This window comes from Roseibium denhamense, assembly GCF_009711415.1.
Lineage (GTDB): Bacteria > Pseudomonadota > Alphaproteobacteria > Rhizobiales > Stappiaceae > Roseibium > Roseibium denhamense.
This window is the reverse complement of record NZ_SMLZ01000101.1, coordinates 38,422-55,006: the sequence shown is the minus strand read 5'-3', so window position 1 is coordinate 55,006 and position 16,585 is coordinate 38,422. Positions and strand designations below refer to the sequence as shown.

Below are 16,585 nucleotides of genomic sequence, written 5' to 3'. Positions count from 1 at the left end.
CAGCGTCAGCCAGGTCGCTCACGCCGATCCCTATCAGCCGGAAGCGGCGCCCGTCCGTTTCGTTTTCAAGAAGGGCGGCGCCAGCACCAAAAATCTTGTCCGCCAGTTGGGTCGGATCGTTCAGATGGCGGGCCCGGGTGATGGTTTTGAACTCCGCCGTCTTCAGCTTCAGCGTGATGCCCCGGCCGCAAAGATTTGATTTTTTGAGCCGGAGAGACACCTTTTCCGACAAATCCCGCAAAATCGGTTTCAAGACCGCAAACTCTGAGATGTCGGTCCGGAACGTGGTCTCATTGGAAACACTTTTGGTCTCGCGCGAGGGCTTGACGATCCTGTCATCGTCACCGTGGGACAGCTTGGCGAGCCGCAGCCCGATTGTGCCGTACCGCCGGGCGAGATCAGCAGCCTCCATGGCCTGCAGATGGCCGATCGTCCGGATGCCGTCTTTCTCCAGTTTTTTCTGAAAGACCTTGCCGACCCCCCAAATACGGCCGACCGGCATGTCCGAAAGGACTGATTTTGCCTCCTCCGCTCCGATCACAGAGAAGCCTCGGGGTTTTTCAAGGTCCGATGCGAGTTTGGCCAGGAACTTGTTGGGCGCCAGTCCTACTGACGCCGAGATGCCGATATCTGCCTCGATTTCCCGGATGAACGCGGCAAGTGTCTCTGCAGGGGTGGCGTGATGGAGCCGTTCCGTTCCGGTCAAGTCGAGGAACGCCTCATCAATCGAAAGCGGTTCCACCAGCGGCGTGAGCGCTTGCATGCGGTGCCGGATGTCTTTTCCAACCGCAGCATACTTTTCCATGTTCGGCTTGATGACCACCGCGTCCGGACAGGCCTCCAGCGCCTTGAACATGGGCATGGCCGAGCGCACCCCATAGATGCGGGCAATGTAGCAGCAGGTTGACACAACTCCGCGCTGACCGCCTCCAACAATGACCGGTTTGTCTTGAAGGTCTGGGTTGTCCCGTTTTTCCACGGCGGCAAAAAAGGCATCACAATCAATATGCGCAATCGAAAGCGTATCCAGCTCGGCATGGCGGACCAGCCTCGGGCTGCCGCAGGACGGACACCGGCTCACTTCGGGCGCCATCCGCGCGCCGCAATCCCGGCAAAGGGCCTTAACTGGACGAGTGCCACTGTTCACTTTTGATCTTTCCGACCGGATAACGGCAATGGGCGGTGGAGGTCAGCCAGCTTCCCGTTGAAGGATAGATCCGATGAAAGCGGATGTCTGCTGCCAATCGCTGGTCAAAAGCGCGACGTGATCGGCCTTCGTCATGCTAGCCTTGAACCTTTCGTCGGCAATGAACTGGACCTGTGTGCTTGCAGGAAGACTGGCATTGACCGAGGCATGATTGGAGGGGCTGTCATCGATGAAGACGACTGGTCCCGTGCTGTGGCTTGCAAGCGCTGCGACTGCCCCGCCTTTGGGGCCTTCATTCGTCACAACCGGAAAAGGCACTCCGAATTGCCGCAGCAATGCTTCCCGCGCCGGTTTGTTATGCCCGCCCGGAAGGTTCGTCAAAAGCACGATGTCCCAGTTTTCAGCAAGGCCTGACAACGCTTCGCTGGCGCCTTCGACAAGTTCCTGCTGATGGCAGATCTCATCAAAGAAGTTTTGGAGCAGCTTTTTGACCTTGAGTTCCTTGAGGGGGGCCGATGCGCCAACCTCGGCAATGTTGCCGGTCAGCCTGTACTCATGGCACAGGAAGGTCAGGTTCTGTCCGGCCAAGAAGGCCTCCAGATGCTTGATCATGTGCAAGATGACTTCATCGACATCACAGATGATCAACGGCCGCTGCGCGGGTTCAAGCGCGCGTATTTGTGCCAAGGCATCGGGATGCACGGGGGTGGGTTCAGGCATTTTCGAATTCGCCTCCCGAAAGGGTGAAGCGGGCCGCTGCGATCATGGTCGGGCGGATCCCGGCATTTTCGCAAAAGGCGAGCAAAAGTGCCTCGTCCGACATATAGAACTCAAGAACGCCGGCAAGAAATCCGGGCTCTTGCGCCGCAGAGCGAATCATATCCGGGCCAATTCCGGAAAACGCCAGAAATCGGCCGATTTGCTCGGGGTCCCGGCTGAGCTGCAGAAGCGCTTCGGTGGCAATTCCTTGAGCTTCTTCAACGGATAATGACTTGCCGGGTATTTTTTTCATTGTGTTTTTTTGCCTTTCTGAAACGATTCCGGGTTAGAAGGAGCCTAATCCAGATGGGGTAGGGGTTCTACGGCGCTTTGTAGACCAATCGCCAAGAATATGAGACCGGCAAGGGGCCGGGTGAAGGGCCGGGCATATGGCAAAAACCGTGTTGATCGTGGAAGACAACGAGCTGAACATGAAGTTGTTTCATGATTTGCTCGAAGCGCACGGCTACGCCACCTTGCAGACAAGAACGGGCATCGAGGCGCTGCAGCTGGCGCGTGATCACCGGCCGGATCTGATCTTGATGGACATTCAGCTTCCGGAAGTCTCAGGCCTTGAAGTGACTAAGTGGATCAAGGAAGACGAGGATATCTCCTCGATCCCGATTGTCGCCGTGACAGCCTTTGCCATGAAGGGCGACGAAGAGCGTATCCGCCAGGGCGGGTGTGAGGCCTATATCTCCAAACCTATTTCGGTGGCAAAGTTTCTTGAAACCGTGCGCGGGTTCCTGGGCGAAGCCGGATAAAGCACCGCAAGCAGCGCTGTCCGGGGCGTGCTGTTAAGCGTGGTGCCCGTGTTCTTTGCACAGTCTTTCAAGGCCGAATCATTGGCGGAGGCATCGATTGTGCTTCACAATATGGTTACGTGTTTACTAAAATCTTATTGTTTCTGTGTATATTTTTCAGAAATTATTGCATTCGGGCAACAATAAGGTAGTGTGCGATTGTCAGGAGCGTTCCTGATTATGAGACGCCGTAATTGTTTGCGATCGGCTCGTAAGAGTTTCCCCTCGGAGTGCTCAGGTCCGCCGCATCTCCTGGGTCCGTGGGGCAGGTCGGCAGGGAACCGGCCGATGAGTGGCCTCCTCGAATGCCGTGTTCCCGCCGACCACTAATCCCCACATGCGAACAGTCATGCTCACCGCGCTAGCGGAGCGTTCCTATGGACCGCTTTGCAGGTTCACGAGCGCTTGTTGGGAAGTTGCAGCATGTTCATTGTCGGCTAGATGTGTGTGGAAGCCATTCAAGCTCTTGGGAAATTCAAGCGGTCATCCACCATCATAGGCCTTCCGGTTCGCACTGATCTGTGCTTCGGCCCGGATAGCCCAATCGGCAAGTCCTGCCAGATGCTGGATGAGAGAAACGCCAAGCGGCGTTAATGTGTATTCCACCGACGGCGGGCGGGTTTCAAACACTTTTCGCGTAACAAGTCCGTCCCGCTCCAAGGCTTTCAGGGTTACCGTCAGCATACGCTGTGAGATGCCGGCGATTGTGCGTAAGAGAGCATTGAACCGTTCCGGGCCTTTTGATAGCCGGAGCAGAACCTGAACACTCCATTTGTCACCGGTTCTGTCCAGCACATCCCGGACCGGGCAGGGGCTCTTGCCGCCGGTTTCGGCGGATTGGTCGATTTCCCGCAAGATCGTTTCGACCGGATCAGCGGTTACCTGCAGGTCACTAGCCACTTTTTTAATGCCTCCTTACACGGCGCTCTTGTGCTGAATATATGAGTATCCGTCTGAGCGGAAACGCTCTTTTACAACGGAAGGAAGCTTGAAGATGCAGACTTTAGAAGACCTGGGCAAGGTGCGCGCGGCCATGGAGACTTGGCTTGACGCATTTAACACGCGAAATTTGGACGCGTTGATCAGCGTTTATGGGCCGCACAGCGTTTATGCCAATGCACAGTCCCCGTTGATGCGCGGACCGGAGCAAATCCAGTCCTGGTTCAAATCAGCCTTTGAACTGATTGAAGGGCGGATGCGGTTTCAAGAAGAAGGTCATCTTCTGAATGGCGCGATGGCGGTTCTTTACGGAAAATATTTTTTGGAAAGTGATTGCGCGACATCCGCTGGTGGGAACACGGGCCGGGTTGCGTTGGTCTTCGAAAAAGACACTGCGGGAGACTGGAAGGTTGTCTTTGACATGGACAACACACCGCCAGATGCCTTGGCCTCGGATTTTTTGTGAAGGAAATTGGTCATGATGAGAATTGCAAAACATCCGCATGAAGTTGGCCTGTATGTCGGAGCTTACATGGAAGAGGGCGATCTGGATGGAATAGTCTCCCTCTTTCATCCGGAGTGCGTTATTTGTTTTCCGCCCGAAGAAGCTCCCAAGCACGGCCACCAGGCTGTCCGTGAGATTTTTGGCAGTTTGATTGCCGGACGGCCGAAGGTGCATAACACAGTGACTGGTGTCCAAGAGTGCGGCGACATCGCACTTTTGCAGCATGACTGGCGATTTGAGGATACTGAGGGCAACCTTTTGGGCGAAGGGAAATCCACAGAAGTCGTTCGGCGTCTGCCGAATGGAGGCTGGGGATTTTTCATAGATTGTCCGCTTGGGCCGCCACCCGTTTCCTGAAACTGAAACACAAAAAAACCCGCCGGAAACGGCGGGTTTTTTTACCGGATGATCCAAGATTACTTGATCTTGGCTTCCTTGAAGTCGACGTGCTTCTTTGCAATCGGGTCATATTTCTTTTTGACCATTTTTTCGGTCATCGTACGGGAGTTCTTCTTGGTTACGTAGAAGAAGCCAGTGTCCGCCGTGGAGAGCAGCTTGATCTTGATTGTTGTCGCCTTGGCCATGGCCTTGGATCCTGTTCTTAGGTTGTCACGGGCAAAAGTGTCTCATGGCCAGATTGGCTGGCGAGGAATCTGCCCCAATGTCTGAAATCAGCGCGCAACCTACTCATCGGCGCGGGAAAGTCAAGAGTTACGGTGAGATCCGGCAATGATTTCCAGTGAACCTGGAAAGCGCGGCAATCATATTTCTTCACGGACAAACGCGCCGTTCTTGAAGAAGTAGTACGGAACAGGTGTTGAGGGGTGAAGGTCCGGATCTTCGGTAAGCCGCGTTTCCAGATCGCCGAGGATCTTCAGGGTGATAAACGGCAGGTCTTTCGCGCGGGCTTCGTCGAATGTCAGCCAGGCACAGTCTTCCAGCTCCCCAGACGGCCCCCGGCCATCGGGCAGCCGGTCGGCGATAGCATCCGCCCAGACGGCCAGAAAACGGGTGTCGAAGCGCCGCGGGCGCTTGGTGGGGGTGACCGCCCTTGCCACCATCCTCAGGCCGCTGAGATCCGGCTGAATGCCGCGTTCTGAAAATGCTTCGAACCCGTGGCCGAGGTTCTTCAGAGGACCGGTGCTCTTCTGGCCAACGAAAATACCGGCCTCTTCGTAGGTCTCCCGGATGGCGGCAAGCGCAAAGGCTCTCACCCTGGCGTCCGACTTGAGGCGTTTCAGATCGGTGGAAAGCTTGGCCTGCACCGCCGGGTCATAGGGAAGGACATTCCGGATCCTGGAGTCCGTTGGATCCACGCGGCCTCCCGGAAAAACGAACTTTCCCGGCATGAATGTGTGGCGCTTGTGCCGGCGGCCCATGAGAAGACGGACATCTCCGCCCGTATTCCGGTCCAGGATCAGCAGCGTCGCCGCGTCCCTTGGACGTATGTAGGGATAATCTCCGGCGTTTTCGTCTTTTGCCAGTTTTTGCGCAAGGGTCTTGCTCATCAACGCCTGTCCTGAAGCGCGGGATCGGGGACCGGAAGGTCGTCTTCCGCGTCCGGATCAAAACCGTGCATGTAGAGCGCCCATTGGAGCGCGATCAACGCACCTTTTACCGGCCTCATCAATCCGAATGCAAGGATCAGGGTCAACGGGATCCAAAGGGCCATATGAACCCAAATCGCAGGACGCCACATGACTTCGACAATCAAAAGGGCAGGGACAATGATGTGACCGACGATTGTCATGTTGAAGTAGGGAGGGGCGTCATCGGCGCGGTGATGATGAAACTCTTCACCGCAGCTGCTGCAGGTATCGCGTACCTTCAAGAAACCTTCGAACAGCCGGCCTTCGCCGCACTTCATGCAGCGTCCCGACGCACCGCGCAGCATGGCCGGGATCACCGGGCGTTTTGGTTTTGCCGTATCCTCGCCGGCATCTTCGGGGTGATCTCCAATCTCATACCGGACAGACATTAGGGCCTCTTGCGACTGTTTCGTGTACGAGAGGCCTTGGGCTTGCCCGAAGAACGCGCTGGCTGGCTGCCGCCTCTGGGCGGTCCCCGCCGCGTTTTCGGCGCTCCTTTGCGGATCTGCTTCCCGGCTATCCTTCCGGGGCTATCCAGTTCAAATGTCAAGGCGCCAGCAAATGGCGCTGCCTCGACCAGCCTGACCTCTACCTGGTCCCCAAGTTGATAGGTCTCGCCGGTCTTGTCACCCACCAACGCGTGCGACCCTTCGTCGTAGCGGTAGTAATCGAGCCCGATGGTCGAGGCGGGAACAAACCCGTCGGCGCCGCTGTCTTCCAGCCGCACGAACAGGCCGGACTTGACGACACCGGCAATGCGGCCGCGAAAGGTAGCCCCCACCTGATCGCTCATCCAGAGGGCAATTAGCCGGTCGATGGTGTCCCGTTCGGCGAGCATGGCCCGGCGTTCGGCGGCCGAAATCTCCGCGCCGATCATCTCCAGTTTCGCTTCGATGCCCTCTGGCAAGCCATCATTGCCAAGCCCTAGGGCTGAGATGAGGCCCCGGTGCACGATCAGATCGGCATACCGGCGGATCGGCGATGTGAAATGAGCGTAACGGCGTAGATTTAGCCCGAAATGACCAATGTTTGCCGGTGTGTACTCGGCTTGCGCCTGACTGCGGAGCACGACTTCATTCACGAGATGCGCTTGCGGTGTGTCTTTTACCTTTGCAAGGATCCCGTTGAACACCGCAGGGCGAAGGCCACCGGAGGACGGCAGTTTCATATTGATGGTGGACAGAAAGTCCTTGAGGCTCTCCAGCTTTTCCGGGGTCGACGCATCGTGCACACGGTAGAGAAGGGAGGTTTTCTTTTTCTCCAGGGTTTCCGCTGCGGCCACATTCGCCTGGATCATGAACTCTTCGATGAGCTTGTGCGCATCCAGCCGTTCAGGCACATAGACCTGATCAACCGTGCCGTCCGGCTTGAGCTTTATCTTGCGTTCTGGAAGATCCAGTTCCAGCGGCTCTCTTGCGTCCCGCCCCTTTTTCAGGATCCCGTAGGCGGCCCAAAGCGGCTTCAGGACACCTTCAAGAAGTGTTCCGGTCTTATCGTCCGGCGTGCCGTCAATCGCCTTTTGGGCCTGCAGGTAGGAGAGTTTTGCGGCCGAGCGCATCAGCACCCGGTGAAACGTGTGGGTTTTCTTGCGTCCGGTCTTGTCGAAGACCATGCGCACGGCCATCGCCGGTTTGTCTTCTTTTTCGCGGAGCGAGCACAGCTGATTGGAAATGCGCTCCGGCAGCATCGGGATGACCCGGTCCGGAAAATAAACCGAATTGCCCCTAAGATGCGCTTCACGGTCCATGGGCGAACCGGGCGTCACATAATGGGCGACATCCGCAATCGCCACATAGACGACGACCCCGCCATCATTGTCCGGATCCGCATCAGGTTCGGCATAGACCGCATCATCGTGATCCTTGGCATCCGGCGGGTCGATGGTGATCAGCGGGATTTGCCGCCAGTCTTCCCGCTTTCCAAGGCTGTCGACCGGCTGTGCGCTCTCTGCCTGGTCTTCAACCGCATTCGGAAACACATGCGGAATGCCATGGGACTGAAGCGCAATCTCGGAAACGGCCTTTTCCGAGTTCATGGAGCCGAAACGCTCTACGACAGAGGCGAGGGGATGACCGTACCGGCCCGAACGGGTCACCTGAACGCTCACCAGATCGCCGTCTTCGGCATCCTTCATTTCCCGCGCATCGACATCGAGTTCGCGCTGTTTGCGGTCTATCGGCTCCAAATAGGGCGGGCGCTCCCCGTCGCGCTTGCGCAAGATCCCCAAAATCGCGCCCTGGCGCTTTTCCAGCACCTTGATCACCCGTGCGGCGTGCTCTGCTTCTGGGCCCGCGTCGGCTTCTGACAGGCGGATCAGCGCCCGGTCACCCACACCCGGCTGTGTGGCCTTGGTCTTGCCGGTGAGGATCAGGATTTTGGGCGGATCGCCGGCTTCATCATCCCAATCAGCCGGAGTGCCGAGCAGTTCGCCATCCCGGTCACGGGCGATCAGATTGGCGACGAAGACAGGCGGCAGATCTCCCGGCCGGATCATGCGCTTGTTGCGCTTTTCCAAAAGACCTTCCTCGGAAAGGTCTTTCAGCATCTTCTTCAAGTGGATGCGCGCCCCGCCGATAATCCCGAAATGACGGGCAATTTCCCGCTTGCCGGCCCGGCCCGGATTGTCGGCTACAAATGCCAGAATGTCTTCCCGGGAGGGCATCTCGCCGGGAACCTTGGCATGTTTGCGTTTGGTGTGCTTGCGCGTGTTGATCCGTTTGGCGCTCAAGACGCGTCGTCCCAGGGAACTTCTTCGGAAGAGGCGTCCACCTTGGCTTTCGCCGGTTTCTTAGCTGCGGTCTTCTTGGCCGCAGGCTTCTTGGCGGCTTTTTCCTCGCCATCTGCTGCCTTGGCCTTTTTAGCCGTCGTTTTTTTGGCGGCCGCTTTTTTGGGAGCTGCCTTTTTCTTGGCCCCGCCCTTTGCCGCCTTGGCCGCGATCAGTTCAAGCGCCTGTTCCAGCGTTACCGCCTGCGGGTCGGTCTCCTTTGGCAATGTCGCGTTGATCTTGCCGTGCTTCACATAAGGGCCATACCGGCCGTCATAAACGTTGACCGCGCCGCCTTCGTCCGGGTGCTCGCCCAGTTCTTTCAAAGGTGTGGCCGCAGCCCCGCGGCGGCCTCCGCCTTTCGCGCGTTTTTCCGCAAGGGCATCAACCGCACGGTTCAGCCCCACGGAAAAGACTTCGTCAGGCGTTGACAGGTTTGCATAAGTGCCAGCGTGCAGGACGAACGGGCCATACCGCCCGATACCGGCCGTGATCATTTCCCCGTCCTCCGGGTGCGGCCCGACCTCGCGCGGCAGCGATAGAAGCTGGAGGGCTTTATCAAGATCCATATCCGCTGCGGACCAGCCTTTCGGCAATGACGCGCGTTTCGGTTTGGCTTCCTCACCAAGCTGCACATAAGGACCAAAACGGCCGGTGCGCAAGGAGACGTCCAAACCGGTCTCCGGATCGGTTCCGAAGACTTTCGGTCCGTCATCCGCCTCGCCATCTTCACCGCCCGGCTTTCCAAGCTGGCGCGTATAGCCGCATTCTGGATAGTTGGAGCAGCCGATGAAGGCACCCCACCGGCTGACTTTCAGCGACAGCTGGCCGGTGTCACAAGACGGACATTTGCGGGCGTCTGATCCGTCCTCTTTTGGCGGGAAAATATGCGGCCCGAGCAGTTCGTTCAAAGAGTCGATGACTTCCGAGACGCGAAGGTCCTTGATCTCATCGACCGAGCCGGAGAACGCTGTCCAGAAATCACGCAAGACGTCCGTCCATGTCAGTTCACCCGCCGAGATCTTGTCGAGCTGCTCTTCCAGGCTCGCAGTAAAGTCGAATTCGATATAGCGTTTGAAGAAGCTCTCAAGAAACGCGGTAACGATCCGGCCCTTGTCCTGGGGCACGAGCTGTTTCTTTTCCAGCTCCACATAGTCGCGGTCGCGCAAGGTCTGGAGCGTGGAGGCATAGGTCGATGGCCGGCCGATGCCCAGTTCTTCCATCTTCTTGACGAGGCTCGCCTCGGTGTAGCGCGGCGGCGGGGTCGTGAAGTGCTGGGAGCTCTCAATCGCGTCGGTTTTACCGTCAACGGACGCGGCTGTCAGCGGCGCGCCATTGTCGACAGCAGGCAAACGCTTGGAGCCCTCATCCTCTTCATCGTCCTTGCTCTCCTGATAGAGCGCCAGGAAACCGTCAAAACGGACAACCGAACCGGTGGCGCGCAAATTGGCGCGCTTTCCGGAGCCGTCGGCAACGATTTCGATTGTTGTCCGTTCCAGGACGGCAGATTCCATCTGGGAGGCCATTGTGCGCTTCCAGACCAGCTCATAGAGCTTTGCCTGGTCCGGATCGAGGAACGGCGCGACGTCCTTGGGCTTGCGGGACAGGTCAGTCGGGCGGATGGCCTCGTGCGCTTCCTGAGCATTCTTGGCCTTGGAGGAATAGGCGCGGGGCTTTTCAGGCACGTATTTGTCGCCAAAATCCTTGGCAATGACAGAGCGTGCAGCTGCAATGGCTTCACCTGCAATCGAGACACCGTCCGTTCTCATATATGTAATGAGGCCGGAGGTTTCGCCGCCAATCGCGATGCCCTCATAGAGCTTCTGCGCAACCTGCATGGTGCGCGAGGCCGCAAAGCCGAGTTTGCGGGACGCTTCCTGCTGCAGGGTTGATGTGGTGAACGGGGCAGACGGATTGCGCCGGGCCGGTTTGGACGCCACACTGTCGACCTTGAAGCTGGCGCTTTCCAGCATGGTCTTGATGATTTTTGCGTCGTTGCCGGTCTTGATGTCGAGGCGGCCGATTTTCTCGCCGTCAAATCCGGTGAGACCGGCTTGGAACATGTCGCCGGCCGGTGTCTTCATATTGGCGAAGATCGACCAGTATTCCTGCGGTTTGAAGGTCTCGATTTCCATCTCGCGGTCGCAAATCAACCGCAGGGCGACGGATTGCACGCGTCCGGCTGAGCGGGCGCCGGGCAGTTTGCGCCAAAGGACGGGCGACAGGGTAAACCCGACCAGGTAGTCCAGCGCGCGGCGGGCGAGATAGGCATCGACCAGCGGTGTGTCCAGCTGGCGCGGATTGTCCATCGCCTCCAGAATGGCTTGCTTGGTGATCGCGTTGAACACCACGCGCTCGACCTGTTTGTCTTTCAGTACGCGTTTCTTCTGTAGGACTTCCAGCACATGCCACGAAATCGCTTCTCCCTCGCGGTCGGGGTCGGTTGCGAGAATGAGACGGTCGGCATCTTTAACGGCGTTGGCAATTTCGGTCAGGCGCTTTTGGGACTTGCTGTCGACCTGCCAGCTCATAGAGAAGTTGTCATCCGGCTGCACCGAGCCGTCCTTGGGCGGGAGATCACGCACGTGGCCATAGGAGGCCAGGACTGTGTAATCAGAGCCAAGATATTTATTGATCGTCTTGGCTTTTGCCGGCGATTCCACAATGACGACGTTCATTCTTACCCAAATGCTTTTTGCCCGGAATGGCTTTCCGTTCCGGTAGAGACACGTGATTTTGTGGCGCAGACGATCAAGGATCGCGCGTCGCCTGTCAAATGGACCTTTGCCGCTTTCGGGTCAAGCCGCCTTGTTCCGATAGCAGTTATCCACTGACAAACATGGTATTTTTCTGTTCACATCAGCAGTGAGATTTTGTTTCCCCGGTGCCGCTCCAGGCGGCCGGCGAGCTCCAGCTCAAGAAGAATGACGTGGACCGCACGGAAATTGCCGCCCACAAAGCGGATCAGTTCATCAAGGTCTATGGGCGTCGGGCCAAGGGCCGATATGATGTCCGCCCGAAGTTTGTCATCCGGCTCAACCGGGCCAAAACGGGTATCATCATCCGGCTCCATCAGATCGCGATCAAAGGGCAGGGCCGGTTCGATGCGTCCGGCAAGTCCTTCCAGAACATCCTGCGCCGAAGTGGCCAGGGTCGCACCCTGCCGGATGAGATTGTTGGCCCCTTCCGAGCGCGGGTCGAGCGGTGATCCCGGCACGGCGAAGATGTCCCGGTTTTGCTCCAGGGCAAACCGGGCTGTGTGAAGCGAGCCGGATGCCTTGGCCGCCTCGATCACCACGACGCCGAGGGAAAGGCCCGAGATCAGCCTGTTTCGGCGCGGGAAGTCCCGGCCACGGGGTTTCCAGCCGAACGGCATTTCACTGATTGCAGTTCCTCCGCTATTTAAAATTGCAGCCAGCAGACGGTCATGGTCCGGCGGATAAAGAATATCGATACCGCCTGCAAAGACGGCAACTGTCCCCGTTGTCAGCGCGGCATCGTGGGCGGCGGCGTCGATCCCGCGCGCGAGCCCGGATGCAATCACATAATCTTCTGCGCCCAGATCACGGGCAAAAGTGGCGGCCAGTTTCCGTCCGGAGAGCGATGCATTCCGCGCGCCGACGATGGCCACCATCTTTGGGTGCCCAGCCGCCTGTCCGCCTTTCATGGACAGGAGGGGCGGCGGCCCATCTATGTGTCTTAGGTGCGGAGGATACCCAGCTTCACCCAAGGCAACCAGGCGGGCGCCGACTTTCTCATGCGCCTCCAACTCCGCAACCGCATCATTATGGCTGCACACCCGGTAGGTCTTTTTGCCGCCACGCCGTGAAAGTTCCGGCAGGAGCTGAAGGGCTTCCTTGGCCGACCCGGTGTGGTTCAGCAAGTCGCGGAAGGTCGACGGTCCAACATTTTCCGAGCGTATTAGCCGCAGCCAAGCAAGGCGCTGTGCCTCTGAGAGGCGAAGTGTTTTATCGGGCGAGGGGCCGCTCACGCGCCTCCGCTGCCGGGTTCGGCAGCGGGGGTTTCCGCCGCTTTCGATTTCGAGCCGATTTTGCTCTCCTGGCCCTTCAGGAGGCGGCCGATATTTTCATGATGCTTTGCCCAAAGGAGCACTGTCATGGCCAGGAAAACTTCGGCGGCCTGGAACTGCGAAAACACCAGATAGAGCATGACAGGGGTCACGGCGCTCATGATCAGCGCCGACAACGATGAGTAGCGGAAGGCCACAGCAACGCCGATCCATGTGAGCGCTGCAATCAGGAACATGGGCCAATAAAGCCCCAAGAGAATGCCAAGATAGGTGGCAACACCCTTGCCACCCTTGAATTTCAGCCACACGGGGAAAAGGTGCCCCAGAAAGGCGCCAAACCCGGCAATGACTGCCGTGTCCGGTCCAAATCGGGCTGCGATCAGGACGGCAGCCGTCCCTTTCAGACCGTCGCCGAGAAGCGTTGCTGCCGCCAGCTTCTTGTTGCCGGTCCGCAAGACGTTCGTGGTGCCGATGTTGCCGGACCCGATCTTGCGGATATCGCCGAGACCGGCAGCCTTTGTGAAAAGCAGTCCGAATGGGACCGATCCGAGCAGATACCCGAAGAGCAAGGCGCCGAGATAAAAGGGCCAGGCAAGCTCCCAACTGATCGGATCAGGCATTTTTGTTCTTCTCCCAATTCACCGGACACCAACGGTAACGACAGAAGGCCACCGGCTGGCGTTCCTTATTGGTCATACCCGGACTTGATCCAGGGTTCCATACCGTTTCGTTTCAAAAGCACACCACCGGTGCTGTTGGCTGTGCGGCAGCATGAATTGCCGGATCAAGTCTACTGCTGTCCGGTATAAGGGGAACGCCTGGGAATTTGGCAAAGCTTTGCCCTTTGTTCCCGTCTCCACCCTCGTGAGGGGAGAGGGGAGCAAGCGGAGAGGTTTGCTTTATGTCCGAAGAGCTGACTGGCTTTAAATCTCCGTTGGGTACAATGAGATATAAAGGATCCCGGAACCGATACCGGACAGCAGTGGATCAAGTCCGGCAATTAGGGCGAGGACATCTGCTTCTGCAAATTTATTGATTTCCTTGCCAAAGTGAGTCGCTGTGCCAGATTGCGTTTCAAAGCATCTACCCACCTGGAGAAAAACGGTGAGCCTGAAAGAAGTCGATTGGTCCAAGTTACCTGTCCCTGAAGATGATGGGACTGCTAGCCGGATTGAGGGGGCAGATATGCCTGCGCTGGCTTTGGACGCAACAAATGGAGGTCAGGTCGACCTTTCTAGGCTCTCCGGCACGAGCGTTGTTTATGCGTATCCAAAGACCGGGCAGCCGGGCACACCTTTGCCCGATGGTTGGGACATGATACCAGGTGCCCGCGGGTGCACGCCGCAATCCTGTGCCTTCCGGGACCACTACAAGGAGCTGTCGGCCCTTGGGGCAAGCCATATCTTCGGCCTGTCGACGCAATCGACCGCCTATCAGTCGGAGGCCGTGGACCGGTTGCACTTGCCCTTTCCGCTGCTTTCAGACGCGGGATTAGAGCTGACAACGGCGCTCAACTTGCCGACTTTTGAGGTCGAGGGTCAAACGCTGCTCAAGCGCCTGACCCTTATTGTCCGTGACAGCGTCGTGATCAAAGTGTTTTATCCGGTGTTCCCGCCGGACCGGAATGCCGCCGATGTCATGGCATGGCTAAAAGACAACCAGAGCTAGGTATCTCACCCATGCGCGAAGACAGTCCTGCCGCCAACAACTGTTCGCAGGACCCGGCCGGAGAACCGCGCATCCTCGAACGGTGAATTCTTGGAGCGTGAGCGGATCGCGCTCTTCTCCAGCACCCACGGACGCTCCGGATCAAAGACGATCACATCGGCCGGAGCGCCTTTGGCCAGCCGCCCCGTCTCCAGCCCGAGCCGGTCCGCCGGATTGCAGGTCATGGCTGCGAGCAGTGTCGACAGATCAACCTGTTCGGAGTGGTAAAGCCGGAGAGCGGCGGCAAGCAGGGTTTCAAGGCCAATGGCTCCGTCCTCGGCTTCCGCCCAGGGGTGGCGCTTGGTCTCGACATCCTGCGGATCGTGGTTGGAGCAGATGATGTCGATTGTCCCGTCCGCGACGGCTGCGATCATCGCCTGCCGGTCATCCTCATCGCGCAGGGGTGGCGACATCTTGAAGAAGGTGCGGTAGGCGCCGATGTCGTTTTCATTGTGCGTGAGGTGATTGATTGAAACACCGGCGGTGATGTTCAGGCCCTTGGCCTTGCCACCCCGGATGACATCTGCGCTGTCTGACGTTGAGACCAAATTGACGTGGTACTTGCCCTTGGACATGCCGACCAGGCGCAGGTCCCGTTCCAGCATGATGATTTCCGCCTCGCGGGGCACGCCGGAAAGACCCTTCCAGCTGGCGTTCAGCCCGGCATTCATGACCCCGCCGGCAAGGTCCGGGTCTTCCGCATGATGGATCACGAGGGCATCGAAATCGCGGGCATAGGTCATCATCCGGCGCATGACCTGGGCGTTCTTGACCGACTTGTGGCCATTTGTGAAGGCAACAGCGCCTGCTTCTTGCAGGAGACCGATTTCGGTCATTTCCTGACCTGCAAGCCCTTTCGTCAGTGCAGCAAGCGGATGGACATTGACCTCGGCGGTGTCCCGCGCCCGGCGGAGGATGAAATCGACCAGCGCGGGATCGTCGATGACCGGATCCGTATCCGGCATCGTGCAGATGGTTGTCACGCCGCCGGCGGCCGCGGCATCAGAGGCGCTGGCGAGTGTTTCCCGGTGTTCGGCCCCCGGTTCGCCCACCGAAACGCACATGTCGATCAGGCCGGGGCAGGCAATCGCCCCCTTGCAGTCGATGATATCCGCCCCGTAGGGCGCGCCCTGGTTGGCTGCCTCCGGACCTGCGGCCAGGATCGTGCCGTCAGCAATGATGACAGAGCCCGCCGCATCGAGTTTGCGCGCCGGATCGATTACTCTGGCATTCGTGAGCACCAGAGGCTTGGGTGTGTCAAAGGCCACGATCACTATCCTCTAGCTTGCTGGCAGGTTGTCGGCGAGCGCTTCCAGGACGGCCATGCGAACGGCGACCCCCATTTCGACCTGTTCGCGGATCAGGCTTTGCGCCCCGTCCGCGATTGATGCGTCGATTTCAACGCCGCGGTTCATCGGTCCTGGGTGCATGACCAGCGCGTCGTCTCTGGCATACGCAAGCTTTTCGGCGTCGAGCCCATAGTACCGGTAGTACTCGCGGACCGACGGAACAAAAGCGCCATTCATCCGTTCGCGCTGCAGGCGCAGCATCATGACGATATCCGCCCCTTTCAGCCCTTCGCGCATGTCGTTGAACACCTCAACGCCCATCTTCGCGATGCCGGACGGCAGAAGCGTTGACGGGGCAATGGCACGGACCCTGGCACCGAGGGCGTTCAACAAAATGATGTTGGACCGGGCCACGCGGGAATGGGCAATGTCGCCGCAGATCGCAACGGTGAGCCTTGCAATCTTTCCCTTGTGCCGCCGGATCGTCAGCGCATCCAGCAGCGCCTGTGTCGGGTGCTCATGGGGGCCGTCGCCGGCATTGACCACAGCGCAGCCGACCTTCCGCGCCAGAAGGTGGACGGCTCCCGCTGCATGGTGGCGGACCACCAGAAGATCCGGATGCATGGCGTTCAGCGTCGCCGCCGTGTCGATCAAAGTTTCGCCCTTTTTCACGGACGACTGGGAAACAGCCATGTTCATCACGTCCGCACCGAGGCGTTTTCCGGCCAGCTCGAAAGAGCTTTGGGTGCGGGTGGAATTCTCGAAAAAGAGATTTATCTGGGTTCTGCCTGCAAGTACGTGCTTGCGCTTGCTCAGCTGGCGGGACACCTCAACGGCCTGTTCCGCCCGGTCCAGAAGGCCCAGAATTTCGTGGGGGTGAAGACCCTCAATGCCCAGCAGATGGCGATGGGGATAAGGGTTGTCTCGATGGGTGTGTGTCGCGGTCATCGAGATCATTGCTTTAGGCGGAATCGTTCCCGTGCACAAGCTCTGATCCGCAATGGTCACCGCTGTCCACATGGTGGTCAAATATTTGATCGAACGGACAAAAAA

General features: G+C 58.4%; 17 protein-coding genes. 4 read left to right on the top strand and 13 right to left on the bottom strand.

Translation table 11 applies throughout. The features are described 5' to 3' along the window. The 3 genes from E1180_RS07565 to E1180_RS07555 all read right to left on the bottom strand — a co-directional run. Positions 1 to 1,093 (bottom strand): DNA polymerase IV (locus E1180_RS07565; RefSeq protein ID WP_155190616.1); only part of this gene is annotated, 1,093 nt, incomplete at its 3' end. A gap of 96 nt (positions 1,094 to 1,189) precedes the next feature. Next, a complete protein-coding gene (locus tag E1180_RS07560) occupies positions 1,190 to 1,867 on the bottom strand; it encodes a hypothetical protein (RefSeq protein WP_208996997.1) in 678 nt (225 codons plus the stop codon). Next, a complete protein-coding gene (locus E1180_RS07555) occupies positions 1,860 to 2,159 on the bottom strand; it encodes a DUF3572 domain-containing protein (protein WP_155190561.1) in 300 nt (99 codons plus the stop codon). The genes E1180_RS07560 and E1180_RS07555 overlap by 8 nt, the downstream gene beginning before the upstream one ends. A 136-nt stretch (positions 2,160 to 2,295) precedes the next feature. Here E1180_RS07555 and E1180_RS07550 point away from each other — a divergent pair, with 136 nt between their 5' ends. Further along, entirely contained in the window at positions 2,296 to 2,670 is a 375-nt protein-coding gene (locus tag E1180_RS07550) for a response regulator (RefSeq protein WP_155190560.1), read from the top strand. Between the two features lie 522 nt (positions 2,671 to 3,192). On the opposite strand, the gene E1180_RS07545 is transcribed toward E1180_RS07550, so the two are convergent. Next, a complete protein-coding gene (locus E1180_RS07545; RefSeq protein WP_425280906.1) occupies positions 3,193 to 3,609 on the bottom strand; it encodes a winged helix-turn-helix transcriptional regulator in 417 nt (138 codons plus the stop codon). Positions 3,610 to 3,703: 94 nt separating this feature from the next. On the opposite strand from E1180_RS07545, the gene E1180_RS07540 reads away from it, so the two are divergent. After that, a complete protein-coding gene (locus E1180_RS07540) occupies positions 3,704 to 4,114 on the top strand; it encodes a YybH family protein (protein ID WP_155190559.1) in 411 nt (136 codons plus the stop codon). 12 nt (positions 4,115 to 4,126) lie between these two features. Then, the gene (locus tag E1180_RS07535; RefSeq protein WP_155190558.1) at positions 4,127 to 4,510 is read left to right on the top strand and encodes a YybH family protein; all 384 of its coding nucleotides are present in this window, start codon (positions 4,127 to 4,129) and stop codon (positions 4,508 to 4,510) included. Between the two features lie 59 nt (positions 4,511 to 4,569). On the opposite strand, the gene rpmG is transcribed toward E1180_RS07535, so the two are convergent. The 7 genes from rpmG to plsY form a co-directional block, all read right to left on the bottom strand. Next, entirely contained in the window at positions 4,570 to 4,737 is a 168-nt protein-coding gene (gene rpmG / locus E1180_RS07530) for a 50S ribosomal protein L33 (protein WP_155190557.1), read from the bottom strand. A gap of 177 nt (positions 4,738 to 4,914) precedes the next feature. Further along, positions 4,915 to 5,661 carry an NUDIX hydrolase gene (locus tag E1180_RS07525; RefSeq protein WP_155190556.1) on the bottom strand — a complete coding sequence of 249 codons (747 nt, stop codon included), beginning with the start codon at positions 5,659 to 5,661 and terminating at the stop codon, positions 4,915 to 4,917. Continuing rightward, the gene (locus E1180_RS07520) at positions 5,661 to 6,131 is read right to left on the bottom strand and encodes a DUF983 domain-containing protein (protein ID WP_155190555.1); all 471 of its coding nucleotides are present in this window, start codon (positions 6,129 to 6,131) and stop codon (positions 5,661 to 5,663) included. The genes E1180_RS07525 and E1180_RS07520 overlap by 1 nt, the downstream gene beginning before the upstream one ends. Beyond that, positions 6,131 to 8,404 (bottom strand): ribonuclease R, encoded by a 2,274-nt coding sequence (gene rnr / locus E1180_RS07515; RefSeq protein WP_155190613.1) that lies wholly within the window; start codon positions 8,402 to 8,404, stop codon positions 6,131 to 6,133. Before rnr ends, E1180_RS07520 begins: the two co-directional genes overlap by 1 nt. Positions 8,405 to 8,466: 62 nt before the next feature. Next, positions 8,467 to 11,184, bottom strand: a complete 2,718-nt coding sequence (topA, locus tag E1180_RS07510) for a type I DNA topoisomerase (RefSeq protein ID WP_155190554.1) — start codon at positions 11,182 to 11,184, stop codon at positions 8,467 to 8,469. Positions 11,185 to 11,360: 176 nt separating this feature from the next. Further along, positions 11,361 to 12,497, bottom strand: a complete 1,137-nt coding sequence (gene dprA / locus E1180_RS07505; RefSeq protein ID WP_283404451.1) for a DNA-processing protein DprA — start codon at positions 12,495 to 12,497, stop codon at positions 11,361 to 11,363. Continuing rightward, positions 12,494 to 13,156 carry a glycerol-3-phosphate 1-O-acyltransferase PlsY gene (gene plsY / locus E1180_RS07500; RefSeq protein WP_155190553.1) on the bottom strand — a complete coding sequence of 221 codons (663 nt, stop codon included), beginning with the start codon at positions 13,154 to 13,156 and terminating at the stop codon, positions 12,494 to 12,496. Before plsY ends, dprA begins: the two co-directional genes overlap by 4 nt. Positions 13,157 to 13,640: 484 nt before the next feature. On the opposite strand from plsY, the gene E1180_RS07495 reads away from it, so the two are divergent. Next, complete coding sequence (locus tag E1180_RS07495) at positions 13,641 to 14,204, top strand: peroxiredoxin (RefSeq protein ID WP_283404450.1); 564 nt, start codon at positions 13,641 to 13,643, stop codon at positions 14,202 to 14,204. A 5-nt stretch (positions 14,205 to 14,209) separates the two neighbouring features. Here the strand turns inward: E1180_RS07495 and E1180_RS07490 are convergent, their stop codons facing one another. After that, positions 14,210 to 15,511 (bottom strand): dihydroorotase, encoded by a 1,302-nt coding sequence (locus tag E1180_RS07490; protein WP_283404449.1) that lies wholly within the window; start codon positions 15,509 to 15,511, stop codon positions 14,210 to 14,212. Positions 15,512 to 15,523: 12 nt separating this feature from the next. After that, positions 15,524 to 16,480, bottom strand: coding sequence for an aspartate carbamoyltransferase catalytic subunit (locus E1180_RS07485; RefSeq protein WP_155190552.1), 957 nt, complete (start codon positions 16,478 to 16,480; stop codon positions 15,524 to 15,526). Positions 16,481 to 16,585: the final 105 nt, after the last annotated feature.

Excerpts from the sequence above, each read along its gene's own strand:
- E1180_RS07560 (WP_208996997.1), bottom strand. The coding sequence starts at position 1,867 with ATGCCTGAACCCACCCCCGTGCATCCCGATGCCTTGGCACAAATACGC.
- E1180_RS07555 (WP_155190561.1), bottom strand. The coding sequence starts at position 2,159 with ATGAAAAAAATACCCGGCAAGTCATTATCCGTTGAAGAAGCTCAAGGA.
- E1180_RS07550 (WP_155190560.1), top strand. The coding sequence starts at position 2,296 with ATGGCAAAAACCGTGTTGATCGTGGAAGACAACGAGCTGAACATGAAG.
- E1180_RS07540 (WP_155190559.1), top strand. The coding sequence starts at position 3,704 with ATGCAGACTTTAGAAGACCTGGGCAAGGTGCGCGCGGCCATGGAGACT.
- E1180_RS07535 (WP_155190558.1), top strand. The coding sequence starts at position 4,127 with ATGATGAGAATTGCAAAACATCCGCATGAAGTTGGCCTGTATGTCGGA.
- rpmG (WP_155190557.1), bottom strand. The coding sequence starts at position 4,737 with ATGGCCAAGGCGACAACAATCAAGATCAAGCTGCTCTCCACGGCGGAC.
- E1180_RS07525 (WP_155190556.1), bottom strand. The coding sequence starts at position 5,661 with ATGAGCAAGACCCTTGCGCAAAAACTGGCAAAAGACGAAAACGCCGGA.
- E1180_RS07520 (WP_155190555.1), bottom strand. The coding sequence starts at position 6,131 with ATGTCTGTCCGGTATGAGATTGGAGATCACCCCGAAGATGCCGGCGAG.
- rnr (WP_155190613.1), bottom strand. The coding sequence starts at position 8,404 with ATGCCCTCCCGGGAAGACATTCTGGCATTTGTAGCCGACAATCCGGGC.
- topA (WP_155190554.1), bottom strand. The coding sequence starts at position 11,184 with ATGAACGTCGTCATTGTGGAATCGCCGGCAAAAGCCAAGACGATCAAT.
- plsY (WP_155190553.1), bottom strand. The coding sequence starts at position 13,156 with ATGCCTGATCCGATCAGTTGGGAGCTTGCCTGGCCCTTTTATCTCGGC.
- E1180_RS07485 (WP_155190552.1), bottom strand. The coding sequence starts at position 16,480 with ATGACCGCGACACACACCCATCGAGACAACCCTTATCCCCATCGCCAT.